This window comes from Thioclava electrotropha, assembly GCF_002085925.2.
GTDB lineage: Bacteria > Pseudomonadota > Alphaproteobacteria > Rhodobacterales > Rhodobacteraceae > Thioclava > Thioclava electrotropha.
On sequence record NZ_CP053562.1, the window covers coordinates 1885181 to 1897157 of the forward strand.

10 protein-coding genes are annotated in these 11977 nt (G+C 64.8%); 2 read left to right on the plus strand and 8 right to left on the minus strand.

Annotated features, from left to right (window positions below; translation table 11 throughout):
* Nucleotides 1-79: 79 nt before the first annotated feature.
* The 8 genes from AKL02_RS09010 to AKL02_RS09045 form a co-directional block, all read right to left on the minus strand.
* Nucleotides 80-970 carry a 2-oxo acid dehydrogenase subunit E2 gene (locus AKL02_RS09010; RefSeq protein ID WP_232621750.1) on the minus strand — a complete coding sequence of 297 codons (891 nt, stop codon included), beginning with the start codon at nucleotides 968-970 and terminating at the stop codon, nucleotides 80-82.
* A gap of 10 nt (nucleotides 971-980) precedes the next feature.
* Nucleotides 981-2411, minus strand: a complete 1431-nt coding sequence (locus AKL02_RS09015) for an NAD-dependent succinate-semialdehyde dehydrogenase (RefSeq protein WP_083077826.1) — start codon at nucleotides 2409-2411, stop codon at nucleotides 981-983.
* Nucleotides 2412-2430: 19 nt separating this feature from the next.
* On the minus strand, nucleotides 2431-3789 hold the full coding sequence (locus AKL02_RS09020) for a biotin/lipoyl-containing protein (protein ID WP_083077827.1): 1359 nt from the start codon (nucleotides 3787-3789) through the stop codon (nucleotides 2431-2433).
* Nucleotides 3779-4774 carry an alpha-ketoacid dehydrogenase subunit beta gene (locus tag AKL02_RS09025; protein ID WP_078539271.1) on the minus strand — a complete coding sequence of 332 codons (996 nt, stop codon included), beginning with the start codon at nucleotides 4772-4774 and terminating at the stop codon, nucleotides 3779-3781. The genes AKL02_RS09020 and AKL02_RS09025 overlap by 11 nt, the downstream gene beginning before the upstream one ends.
* A gap of 10 nt (nucleotides 4775-4784) precedes the next feature.
* Nucleotides 4785-5783: a thiamine pyrophosphate-dependent dehydrogenase E1 component subunit alpha gene (locus AKL02_RS09030; RefSeq protein ID WP_083077828.1), complete on the minus strand. Its 999-nt coding sequence runs from the start codon at nucleotides 5781-5783 to the stop codon at nucleotides 4785-4787.
* Nucleotides 5784-5860: 77 nt separating this feature from the next.
* Nucleotides 5861-7162 (minus strand): M24 family metallopeptidase, encoded by a 1302-nt coding sequence (locus AKL02_RS09035; protein WP_078539269.1) that lies wholly within the window; start codon nucleotides 7160-7162, stop codon nucleotides 5861-5863.
* A gap of 88 nt (nucleotides 7163-7250) precedes the next feature.
* On the minus strand, nucleotides 7251-8054 hold the full coding sequence (locus AKL02_RS09040; protein WP_083077829.1) for an SDR family NAD(P)-dependent oxidoreductase: 804 nt from the start codon (nucleotides 8052-8054) through the stop codon (nucleotides 7251-7253).
* Nucleotides 8055-8065: 11 nt separating this feature from the next.
* Nucleotides 8066-9871: an ABC transporter substrate-binding protein gene (locus AKL02_RS09045; RefSeq protein ID WP_083077830.1), complete on the minus strand. Its 1806-nt coding sequence runs from the start codon at nucleotides 9869-9871 to the stop codon at nucleotides 8066-8068.
* A gap of 226 nt (nucleotides 9872-10097) precedes the next feature.
* On the opposite strand from AKL02_RS09045, the gene AKL02_RS09050 reads away from it, so the two are divergent.
* Both AKL02_RS09050 and AKL02_RS09055 read left to right on the plus strand, forming a co-directional pair.
* Complete coding sequence (locus tag AKL02_RS09050; protein WP_083077831.1) at nucleotides 10098-11048, plus strand: sugar ABC transporter substrate-binding protein; 951 nt, start codon at nucleotides 10098-10100, stop codon at nucleotides 11046-11048.
* 78 nt (nucleotides 11049-11126) lie between these two features.
* Nucleotides 11127-11924: an SDR family NAD(P)-dependent oxidoreductase gene (locus tag AKL02_RS09055; protein ID WP_078540379.1), complete on the plus strand. Its 798-nt coding sequence runs from the start codon at nucleotides 11127-11129 to the stop codon at nucleotides 11922-11924.
* Nucleotides 11925-11977 lie beyond the last annotated feature (53 nt).

Consider the following 11977-nt stretch of genomic DNA (forward strand, 5'->3'; position numbering starts at 1 on the left):
CGAGCGGTTGCCCGACGCGGGGAGGGCCACGTCACGGCGAGACCGTCCGTGACGGCGCATTTCGTCCCCCATCCGGCACTCAGATCAGCATCCGACGCGGGTCGGCGAGCAGGGCGGCATAGCGCGCCAGGAAACGTGCCGCATCCGCCCCGTTGATGACCCGGTGGTCATAACTCAGATCGAGCGGGCAGAGCGGGACCGGGACCCATTCGCCCTCCCAGACCGGCATGACCTGACTGCGGGTGATCCCGAGGATCGCGACTTCGGGCGGGTTCACGATCGGGGTGAAGGCGCTGCCGCCGATCCCGCCAAGATTGGAGATCGTCATCGACGCCCCGCCCATCTCCTCGGGACGCAGCTTGCGACCCTGCGCCTTGCGCGAGAGGTCGGTGATCTCCGCCGCGATCTCCCACAGTCCCTTGCGGTCGGCGTCACGGATCACCGGGACCATCAGCCCGTTCGGCGTGTCGACCGCGATCCCGACATGGACGTAATCCTTCAGCACCAGCGTCTCCCCGCTGGCATCAAGCGAGGCGTTGAAGCGAGGGAATTCCCGCAGGCAACGCGCGAGGACGCGCACATGAAAAGCGAGGGCGGTCAGGCGCGTACCACGTTCGCGCGCCTCGTCGCGCAGGCCTTTGCGGAACGCCTCGACCGCGCGCATGTCGGCGCTGTCGTGATGCGTGACCTGCGGGATCAACGCATTCGCGGCCGAGAGGTTGTCGGCGGCCACGCGGGCGATGCGCGACAGCGGTTCTTCGGTGACGGGCCCGAAGGCCGCATGATCGACATCCCAGTAGCGCGCAGCATCAGGCGAGGCAGTTGGCGCCGACGAGGTCATCCCGTCGGCCTTGCGATCCACATCCTCGCGCGCGAGCGTCTCGCGTCCGGTTTCCTGTGCGAGGCGGTCGAGGTTCACCCCACGCTCGGCGGCATAGCTGCGCACCGATGGGCTTGCGACATAGCTCATGGTTTCCTCCTCACCAACTGGCCGAAATGTATTGCGTTTCCATGAATTCGAGCATGCCTTCATGCCCGCCCTCGCGGCCCAGACCCGATTGCTTGGAGCCCCCGAAGGGTGCCGCCGGGTCGCTGACCAGACCGCGATTGAGGCCGACCATCCCGTAATCGAGCCGCTCGCAGACCCGCATCCCGCGCGCCATGTCCTGCGTGAAGACATAGCCGACCAGCCCGTATTCGGTGTCGTTTGCGCGCGCGATCACGTCCTCCTCGTCGGTGAAGGTCTGGATCGCGGCAACCGGGCCGAAGATCTCGTCATGCACGCATGCAGCATCCTGCGGCACCTTCGTCAGCACGGTCGGCGGGTAGAAATAGCCCGGCCCGTTCGGGACCTTGCCACCCAGTTTCAGCTCGGCGCCACGCTCCAGCGCGTCGGTTACGAAGCTCGCCACCTTGTCGCGGGTCTTGGCGTTGACCAGCGGGCCGACATCGACATCCTTCTCGACGCCGTTGCCCACCTTCAGCGCGCCCATCGCCGCGGTCATCTTCGCGGTGAATTCCTCGGCCACCGCCTCGTGCACATAGAACCGGTTCGCGGCGGTGCAGGCTTCGCCGAGGTTGCGCATCTTGGCCAGCATCGCGCCCTCGACGGCGACGTCGATATCGGCATCCTCGAAGACGATCAGCGGCGCGTTGCCGCCCAGCTCCATTGCCGGTTTCAGTACCTGATCGGCGGCGGAGCGCAGAAGCTTCCGACCGACCCCGGTCGAGCCGGTGAAGCTGACGACCCGCACCCGCGGATCGTGCAGCATGTGATCGACGATCTCTGCGGAGTTCTCAGACGGCAGCACGTTCACGAGGCCCTTGGGCACGCCTGCCTCTTCCAACAGCGGCATCAGCGCGAGCATCGTCAGCGGCGTCTCGGAGGCGGGTTTGATGATGACAGGGCAGCCAGCGGCGAGCGCGGGCGCGATCTTGCGGGTGCCCATCGCGGCCGGGTAGTTCCAGGGCGTCACCAGCACCGCGATGCCCGCCGGCTTGTGTTGCACCACGATCCGCGCGCCGGAGGCCGGGGCGCGGGTGATCATGCCGTCTGCGCGCACGGCTTCCTCGGCGAACCAGCGGAAGAATTCTGCGGCGTAGCGGGCTTCGCCCATCGCGTCGGTCCCAGCCTTGCCGTTTTCCAGCGTAATGAGATGCGCAAAGTGATCGAGCCGTTCGGTCATCAGCTCGAACGCCTTGCGCAGGATTTCCGAGCGTTCGCGGGGCGTGCGTGCGGCCCAGTCGACGAAGGCTTTCTGCGCGGCATCGAGGGCGGCATCCGCGTCTTCGATCTCGGCGGAGGCGACGGAGGCGAGCACGTCCTCGGTCGCGGGGTTGATCACATCGAAGCGGGTGCCCTTCGCGCCCGGGCGCCACGCGCCGTCGATATAGAGATCGGTCTGGTCCATGTCGGTCCGGTTCCTTGTATCAGAGGAGATGGCGCAGCGGCTCGTCCAGCCGCGCGGCAAATCCGGTTATCAGGTCGAGCGCCGCCTCGGGCGCGAGCTGGCCGGGATCGGCCTCGAGCGTGAGGGTCAGCGGATCGGAGCCGGTGAGCGTCAACACCGGCTGCGCCTCCGCGCCGAGCGAGATCCGCTGCAACGCGCTGCCTCGCAGATCGCGGATCAGGAGCGCTGCGGTGGCATCCTCTTCCGCCTCAGGCGCCTGACCCAGCGGATGACGCGCCGGATCGGCGAAGCAGCGGCTGCGCCCGTGACGCGAGACCGCGACCGGGCCGGACAGCGCCGCGCCTGCCGCGAGACCGGCGAGCAGCGCGCCCGGGTCGGGGGTCTCGCCCGTTTCCGCCGCGATCCATTCGCAGAAGGCGGCGAACCCCTGGGCTGAGACCTCGGCACTCAGATGCAGCGCCTGTGCGGTCGGGGCGGTCGCCGTCGCGGCTTGCGGGGCGGGCAGGGTGCGCAGCGTCTCGAGATCCGAGACGTGATAGGGCTGCGCGATCCCGGCCTCGGCCAGTCGTACAAGGTCGAGCCCTTGTTCGCGGGCCAGCCGTTTCGCCTTAGGCGAGGCGAGGATGCGACCGCCGGGCGCGGGTGCTGCCGCGGGTTTCTCAGACGGTTTGGCCGGTTCTGACTTCGGTGCGGCCTCCTTCTCCGGCGTCGGTTTCGTAGCCGGGGCTTCTGCCTTGGCAGGCTCGGGCGCGGCCGGTTTCTGCGCATGGCTGCGACGGACCGGGTTCGCGGGCGCCTCCGCCGAGATGATCGCGATCGGCGCGCCGACCGGAACTTCCTCACCGGGTTCGGCGAGGATCGCGGCGAGATAACCCGAGGCACCGGCGGGCACTTCGACCGCGCTCTTGTCGGTCTCGACCTCGAAAAGGATGTCGTCGGCGCCTACCGCGTCGCCCGGCTCCTTCAGCCATGTCGTGATCTGCCCGGTTTCCTGCGCCATACCGAGCGCGGGCATGATGACCTCCGCGCCCTCGGGGAGCGCATCGTCGGTTTTGGGCTTACTGTAGGTTTCGGGCGTCGCTTCGGGGGCCGGGGCGTCTTGCGCGACATCCCCGCCAGCTTCGGCCTCCGCGGCTTCCTTGCTTTCCGCGATCACGGCGACCACCGCGCCCACCGGCACGTCATCGCCCGCCATCGCACGCAGCCCACCGAGGAAACCGTCGGCCTGCGCCTCGACCTCCATCGTGGCCTTGTCGGTTTCGACCTCCATCAGAGGGTCGCCCGCCTTCACGGCATCGCCCGGCTCTTTCAGCCAGGCGACCAGCTGGCCCGATTGCTGGGCCATGCCGAGCGCGGGCATGATGACCTCATGCGGCATCGCTCACCTCCTGCCGGACCAGCCGGCGGGCCGCTTGCGCCACGCCCTCGGCCGTGGGCACGGTCAGATCCTCGAGCGCGGGTGAGAAGGGCACGGGCACGTCCATCGCGCCCATCCGCAGCACCGGCGCATCGAGATGGTAGAAGGCCTTCTCGGAGATGCGCGCGGCGATCTCGCCGGTGATGCCGTAGCTCTGATGGCCCTCGTCGATGACGATGGCGCGGCTGGTCTTGCGCACGCTGTCGAGGATGGTCTTCTCATCCAGCGGCACGATGGTGCGCGGGTCGATCACCTCGGCCGAGATACCCTCGGCGGCCAGCGTCTCGGCGGCGGCCTGCGCCACCTGCACCATCGACGAGGTCGCGACCAGCGTGATGTCTTTGCCCTGGCGCAGCACGTTGGCCTCGCCAAAGGGGATGTAATACTCCTCCTCGGGCACCGGGGCCTTGTCATTATACATCAGCTTGTCTTCGAAGATCACGACCGGGCTATTATCGCGGATCGCGGTCTTCATCAGCCCCTTGGCCTCGTAGGCCGAAGAGGGCAGGGCGACCTTCAGTCCCGGGATATGCGCGACCAGCGCGTGCAGCGACTGGCTGTGCTGCGCCGCCGAGCGTCGGGTCGCGCCGAGGTTCGTGCGCAGCACAAGCGGCACGCTCAGCTTGCCGCCCGACATGTAATGCGTCTTGGCCGCCTGATTGCAGAGCTGATCCATCACGAGGAACAGGAAGTCCCCGAACATCAGATCGACGATGGGCCGCGATCCGGTCATCGCGGCGCCCACAGCGAGGCCCATGAAACCGGGCTCGGATATGGGGGTGTCGATGATCCGCTCGGTTCCGAATTCCTCGACGAGCCCGGAGAGGACCTTGAAGGGGGTGCCGGCTTCGGCCACGTCCTCGCCGATCAGGAAGATCGTGGGATCGCGGCGCATTTCTTCCGCGATGGCCTCGTTGACGGCCTTGGACAGGGTGATCTCGCGCATGATTTCCTCCTCAGGCGGCGTCGTTGGGGGCGTAGACATGCATGTCGACCTCGCCCACGTCGGGGTAGTCGGCGGCAAGCGCATATTCGACGGCGTCGGCGGCGTCTTTCTTCACCGCCTCGCGGATCTCCTCGAGTTTCGCGTCGCTCGCCACGCCCTCACCGACCAGCCATTTGCCGAAATTGATGATCGGGTCGCGCTGCTCCTTCCAGATCGTCTCTTCGTCCTTGGAACGGTAGTAGTCGCGGTTGATGTCGCCGACATGGTGGCCGTGATAGCGATAGGTCTTGAGCTCGATGAAGAACGGGCCTTCGCCCTTGCGGGCGCGGGCGACCAGTCGCTGGGCGAGTTCGTTCACCGCCAGCACGTCTTGACCGTCGACCTCGAAGGCTTCGATCCCGAATGCCTCGGCCCGCGCGGTCAGCGAACCTGCGGCGATTTCGTCGGTCTTGGTGTACTCGGAATAGCCGTTGTTCTCGCAGGCGTAGATCACCGGCAGCTTCCACAGCGCGGCCATGTTCATCACCTCGTACCAGAGGCCCTGCGCGGTCGCGCCGTCGCCGAAGAAGCAGACGGTCACGTCGTCGCGCCCGAGCCGCCGTGCCGAGAGCGCGGCCCCCGTCGCGATCCCCATCGAGCCGCCGACGATGGCGTTGGCGCCGAGGTTACCGTGGCTTTGGTCGGCGATATGCATCGAGCCGCCCTTGCCGCGGCAATAGCCCTCGACCTTGCCCAGAAGCTCGCAGAACATCTGCTTGAACTCGGCCCCCTTGGCGACGCAATGGCCGTGACCGCGGTGTGTCGACGTGATCTTGTCGTCGTCGGTCAGCGCCTCGCAGATGCCCACAGCCACGGCCTCCTCGCCGGAATACATGTGGGTCAGGCCCGGCATCTTGGCGGACAGGTAGAGCTGGTTGGCGTTGTCCTCGAAACTGCGGATGCGCACCATCTGGCGGTACATGCGCAGGTAGTCTTCGGTATTCGTCTTGCGCTTGGTGGCTTTGGCCATGGCGCGCTCCCCCCTTTGGCGTATGCGTTATGCGTAATGTCCGGGCCCGCGCGGGATGGCGCGGACCCGGGAGCCGGTCAGTAGCGGGCCGCGATCGGCAGGTCCTCGGCCGGGAAGAGGCTGATCACGGTGCAGCCCTTGTCGGTCACCACGACCTCCTCCTCGATCCGTGCCGCCGAATAGCCGTCCGAGGCCGGGCAATAGGTCTCGAGCGCGAAGACCATGCCGGTCTGGATCTCCATCGGATTGTCGAGCGAGACCGCGCGGCTGATGATCGGGCGTTCGTGCAGCGCCAGACCCAGCCCGTGGCCGAATTGCAGGCCGAAGGCCGACAGCTCGTCGGGGAAGCCGAATTCCTCGCATTTCGGGAAAGCCTTCGCGACGACATCGGTGGTTACGCCCGGCTTGATCAGGGCGATCGCATTGTCGAGCCATTCGCGGCACCGGATATAGGCGTCGTTCTGCGAGGGCGTCGCACGGCCGATGTTGAAGGTCCGGTAATAGCAGGTGCGATAGCCCTGATAGCTTTGCAGGATGTCGAAGAAGGCCTGATCGCCGGGGCGGAACAGACGGTCGGTGAAGTTATGCGGGTGCGGATTGCAGCGCTCGCCCGAGATCGCGTTGATCGCCTCCACGTCGTCCGACCCCATCTCGTAGAGCAGCTTGTTGGACATCGCGACGATATCGTTCTCGCGGATGCCCGGCCGCAGCTCTTCATGGATCATGTGGTAGACGCCATCGACCATCGCGGCGGCCTGATTGAGCAGCTGGATCTCGTCGATGTTCTTGATCTCGCGGGCGCCGAGCATGACCTGCTGGCCGTCCACGACGTTCAACCCGGCTTCTTTTAGCGCGAAGAACATCGCCGTTTCGGCATAGTCCACGCCAACCGGCATGTCGGCCATCCCGGCCTTCTTGATCAGCGAGGCGATTTCCTCGGCATATTTCTTCATCAGCCCGAAGGAGGGCGGGATCGTGCCGCGCATGCCGACGACGCCTGCCAGCATCCGCTCGGGGTCGAGCCAGTCGCAATATTCGCGGTGATGAACGGCAGCGGAGCCGAAGTCCCAGACATAGGGCTCATCATCGCCCGCGAGCAGGCAGAACCGGCACATCTTGTCGCGTTCCCACTCGCCGATCTTGGTGCCCGAGATGTAGCGGATGTTGTTCACGTCGAAGAGCAGAAGCGAGCCGCAGCCCGATTTCTTCAGCGCGTCCTTGGTGCGGCTCAGACGATAGCGACGCAGACGGTCGTGATCGACGCGGCGTTCGAAATCCACGGCAGTGTGGCCCCAAGCGGGGATGTGCTTGTCCCAACGCCAGTTCGGGTCGATGTCGCCGGGTTGCAGAATGCGCGGGTTGAGGGCGGTCGTGTTCATGATGGGTCTCCCGGCGCTGCCCTGACGGCGCGCCTGTTTGGTTGAAAATGCGTAAGAGGGTCGGGGTCGGTCCCGCCTCAGCGGGGGGTCACTGGATCACCCAGCCGCCGTCGATATGGAGCATCTGTCCGGTCATGTAGTCGCTGTCGGGGCTGACGAGGAACGCGGCCGTGCCCTTGATGTCATCCGGGTAGGAGACCTTCTTGAGCGCGAGAATCTCGGCCAGATCGTCGAAAGCCTGACCTTCGCGCTCCTTGAAGCCGATCTCGACGAGGTCCTTGTCGAGCTGTTCCCAAAGCGGGGTCTTCACCACGCCGGGTGCATAGCCGTTCACGGTGATGCCATGTTCCGCCAGCGCGATCGCGCCGCAATGGGTCAGCGCGAGGCAGCCATATTTCGAGGTGCAGTACACGGTCACGTCGACCAGCGGCTTGCGCGAGGCGACGGAGCCCACATTGATCAGCTTGTAGGGATAGTCCTGCTTGCCCTGCGCGATCATCTGCTTCGCGGTTTCCTGCATGCCGAGCCACATCCCCTTGGTGTTGACCGTCATGATGTGATCCCAGTTGTCCTCATCGATATCCATGAAGAACCGGGGCTTGTTCAGGCCCGCATTGAAAAGACCCACATTGATCATCCCGAAGGCATCCACGGTGGCGCCGACCGCCGCAGCGTTGTCTTCGCGCTTGGTGACATCCATGCGCACCGCGATCGCTTTGCCATTGCCACCCTTGTTGATCCTTTCGGCGGTCTCCTGCGCTGCGTCGAGGTCGATATCGCCCAGGCAGACATTCGCGCCTTGCTGCGCGAAATATTCGGCGTTGCACGCGCCCATCCCTTGGCCTGCGCCGGTAATCAGGATGTTCTTTCCCTTCAATCGATCGGGGTCCATGTTATTCCTCCCTAACTTGATGGTGTTCTCAGCACCCGGTCAGCGCGTTGCTGGATCTTTCCGAGTGCCTTGCGCGGGGGAATGACCCCGCGCAGCATGTCGTGGATTTCCTGTCCGCAAATTTCGATCAACTCGCAGATGCGCGGCAGCGGCGGGCGCGGCCAGAATTGCAGCTCATCGCGCCAGGACATCGCATCCACCGCTTCGAAGATCGGCGACAGATGCTGTACTTGAGGATCGGCGCCGACCGAGTAGCGCGGCACCGTCCGGCTGCCGTTGAGCACGTAAAGTTTCTGCGCCGCGGGCGATGTGAAGGCGATCAGCGCCTCGGCGGCGGCGGCGCGCCGCTCCTCGGGCAGGTTGGCGGGGATCGCGAGCACATAGCCGCCCACCGGGGCGACAGGCTTGGCACCAAGCCCCGTCGGGTGCGGAAGATAGCCGGTCGTGTTATGGGCCGGCGAATTCGCGTCGAGTTCGAAATACGGCGCGAGCAGCGTATAGCCATAGGCCATCGCGACCTTGCCCGCCGCATAGGGGCGCACGCGTTCGTACCACGACATCGACAGGATATCGGGCGGCGAGACGCTCATCAGCTCCAGCAGGTACTCGGCGGCCGCCTCGGTCGCGGGCGTGTCGAACTGCGCCACGAAATCGTCGCGGTCGAGATGATCGGCGTCGAACCCGCCCGCAACCGGGTCGAGATTGACGACCGGCTGGCCGAAATCGGCCATCGCCATGATGAAGGTGTGTCCCAGCGCAGTGCCGCGCGCGGCGTTCCAGGCAATGCCGTAGCGGCCATGCGCGGGGTCGTGGAAATGGCGCGCGGCCTCGAGCACGAGATCGGACGTGGTCGGCGGCGTCAGCCCGGCTTCGGCGAAGAGGTCCTTGCGGTAGAACAGCAGCTCCGGCGTGGTCTGGCTGGGCACGCCATAGGGACGGCCTTCCCAATGCGCGCCGCGCCAGCCCGCGGTGTGAAAATCGCTCGGATCGAGGCGCGAGATGTCCATCACCTCGTCGAGCGGCATCAGAAGACCCTTTTTCGCGAATTCTCCGATCCAGGGCAGGTCGACGGCGATGATGTCGTAATGGCTGGTCTTGCGGGCCGCGTTGCGCAGAGTCTCTTCGTGTAGCCGGTCGATCGAGAAGGCCCGCTGCGAGATCGAGGTGCCCACGATATGTTCGAACTGGCGTTTTAGGTTCTCCATCACCATGAAGGTCGGGTCGCCATGAACCAGAACGCGCAGGCCGCCCGACACCGAAATCGGCTCGGGCAGTACCGAGGGCGGGGCGATCGAATGCCCGGCAAGATAGGTGCCGCCGAAGTAATAGTCGCGCTCGCCCCCGTCGGATTCGGCGAGATGACGGCGCGCCAGGCGACCGACTCGGTCCGACAGCTGCCCCCAGTTCGTCAGCAGTTGCGTGCTGGCATGAAGCGAAACCGTCTTGCCCGAGCGGGTGCGCGGACGCTGTTCGATCATCCCTGCATCGACCATATCCGACAGTTTGCGCATCGCGGTCGCATAGGGCACACCCGAGGCGGCGACGAGCGACGAGGGCGTGACGATCTTTCCCTCCAGATGGCAGCGCACCAGATGGGTAGCCATCGCGAAATAAGGGTTCGGCGCGGAAAGCGAGAGCGTGGAATCGATCTCCTCGGCCAGCGACTCGAGCAGATCAATCATCGACAGCGCGGTATCCTTATCCTGAACGACGGACGCGCTCGACGCCGGAGCGCCGATATGTCCATGTTGGATATTTTGCGGATCGAATTTGGTCACGCGTTCTGGTCCGAGCTGTGGTTTTGGTTGCTTCGCCATAGGGTCCTCCGAAAGATGTCCAAATCGAGGATCGTTCACCTTAACGAAAATATCCATTATGGATGCTTCAATATCCGAAATGGATAAGTTGGCGGGCGAAAGCGGGGGCGGCTGTCGGAATGATCAGGTTGTGCCGCCGGTGGATTCGGGCTGCATGGCAAGAGCTCAGGAGGGGGCGACTGCCACGGTCTCACCGGCCGGACTGAAACTTCATGGGAGGATAACAATGAAAAGATCGATGAAGGCGCTTGTCGCCGGAACCACCGCAGTCGCAACGCTCGCGTTCGCTGGCGGTGCATGGGCCGAACAGATGAAGATCGGCATCACGCAGAACAACGTCGGGGTGGACAGCTATCAGACCACCTACGAGAAGGCGTTCAAGGAAGCGGCTGCGGCCAATCCTGACGTCGATGCGGTCGTGCTCGATGCGGGCGGCGACGTGGCGCGCCAGATCGCGCAAATCCAGGATCTCGTGCAGCAGAACGTGCAGGCGATCATCGTCTGGCCGACCAACGGCAAGGCCGTGGTCCCCGCGGTCAAGAAGGCGCATGACGCGGGCATCCCCGTCATCATCACCAACTCCAACATCGCCGAGCAGGGCATGCCCTTCATCGCGGCCTTCTCGGGCCCGAACAATATCGAGCAGGGCAAGGAAGCGGCGGACATGATGTGCACCGGGCTCAACGGCAAGGGCGACATCGTGCAGATCTCGGGCAAGCCGGGCTATACCACCGCGATCGAACGCCAGAAGGGCTTCGAGGACGAGCTGGCCAAAGCCTGCCCGGACGTGAAGATCATGGATACCCAGCCGGGTGACTGGAACCGCGAGAAGTCGCAGCGCGTCATGGAAGATTTCCTCGTGAAATATCCGCAGATCGACGGCGTCTATGCGGCCGATGACAACATGGGCGTCGGTGCGCTCAACGCCGCCAAGGCTGCGGGCCGTGCCAAGGACATCAAGTTCGTCGGCGCCACCAACTTCGCGGTCGGCTACGAGGCGATGAAGAAGGGCGAGTATTACGGCTCGGTCTACCAGTCGCCGATCGACGATGCGAAAAACGCGCTTCAGACCGCGATCGACGTGATCCAGGGCAAGGACGTTCCGAAGATGAACTACTTCAAGACGCCCCAGATCACTGAGAAGAACATGGACCAGTTCGAGAAGCCCGCCTTCTGATCTCTCCTCCCCGCGGGCATGGGCGCAGGCGACGGGCCGGCCCATGCCCAACTTATTGCAGGCAAAATGGAGATTTTAATGGGACGCGTATCAGGACGGGTCTGTCTCGTGACGGGCGCTGCGCGCGGAATTGGACGCGCAATTGCCGAGGCGCTGTTGGAAGAGGGGGCGGATGTCTGTTTCGCCGATCTCAACGGCGAACGGGTCGCTGAACTTGCCGCAGAGAATGCGGCGCGGGCAGAGGCCGCAGGCGGCCGGGCGATGTCGGCGCAGGTCGATGTGACCAAGCGCGATCAGGTGCGCGCGATGATGGAACAGGTGGCTGAACAGTTTGGCCGAGTTGACGTGGTGTTCAACAATGCCGGGGTGAACCGGCCGATGAATTTCCTCGATGTGACCGAGGAAAACTGGCATTTCATCATGGATATCAATGCGCTCGGCACGCTGATCGGGATGCAGGAAGCGGCCCGGCAGATGATCGCGCAGGGCGGAGGCGGCAAGATCGTCAACACCGCCTCGATCGCGAGCCGTCAGGGCTTCGACAATGTCGCGCCCTATTGTGCCTCGAAATGGGCAGTTGTCTCGCTCACGCAATCGGGTGCGCGCGATCTCGCGAAGCACGATATTACGGTGACAGGTTTTGCTCCGGGCGTGGTGGCGACCGAGATGTGGGAAGAGGTCGATCGCGACCTGATGGAAATCGGTGCGGCGAAGATGCCGGGGCAGGCGATGGAGGAATTCGCCTCCGGTATCCTGCGCGGACGCGTGGCGCGCCCCGTCGACATCACCGGAACGACGACGTTCCTCGCCTCGCCCGACAGCGACTACATGACGGGACAGATCGTGATGATCGACGGTGGGATGACCTTGGTCTGACCCGCCGTCAGCGGCAGCGAGGAGGCTGCCCGACGGGAGGAGAAAATGGCGAA

Excerpts from the sequence above, each read along its gene's own strand:
- AKL02_RS09020 (WP_083077827.1), bottom strand. The coding sequence starts at position 3,789 with ATGCCGCATGAGGTCATCATGCCCGCGCTCGGCATGGCCCAGCAATCG.
- AKL02_RS09025 (WP_078539271.1), bottom strand. The coding sequence starts at position 4,774 with ATGCGCGAGATCACCCTGTCCAAGGCCGTCAACGAGGCCATCGCGGAA.
- AKL02_RS09035 (WP_078539269.1), bottom strand. The coding sequence starts at position 7,162 with ATGAACACGACCGCCCTCAACCCGCGCATTCTGCAACCCGGCGACATC.
- AKL02_RS09055 (WP_078540379.1), top strand. The coding sequence starts at position 11,127 with ATGGGACGCGTATCAGGACGGGTCTGTCTCGTGACGGGCGCTGCGCGC.
- AKL02_RS09050 (WP_083077831.1), top strand. The coding sequence starts at position 10,098 with ATGAAAAGATCGATGAAGGCGCTTGTCGCCGGAACCACCGCAGTCGCA.
- AKL02_RS09045 (WP_083077830.1), bottom strand. The coding sequence starts at position 9,871 with ATGGCGAAGCAACCAAAACCACAGCTCGGACCAGAACGCGTGACCAAA.
- AKL02_RS09030 (WP_083077828.1), bottom strand. The coding sequence starts at position 5,783 with ATGGCCAAAGCCACCAAGCGCAAGACGAATACCGAAGACTACCTGCGC.
- AKL02_RS09010 (WP_232621750.1), bottom strand. The coding sequence starts at position 970 with ATGAGCTATGTCGCAAGCCCATCGGTGCGCAGCTATGCCGCCGAGCGT.
- AKL02_RS09015 (WP_083077826.1), bottom strand. The coding sequence starts at position 2,411 with ATGGACCAGACCGATCTCTATATCGACGGCGCGTGGCGCCCGGGCGCG.
- AKL02_RS09040 (WP_083077829.1), bottom strand. The coding sequence starts at position 8,054 with ATGGACCCCGATCGATTGAAGGGAAAGAACATCCTGATTACCGGCGCA.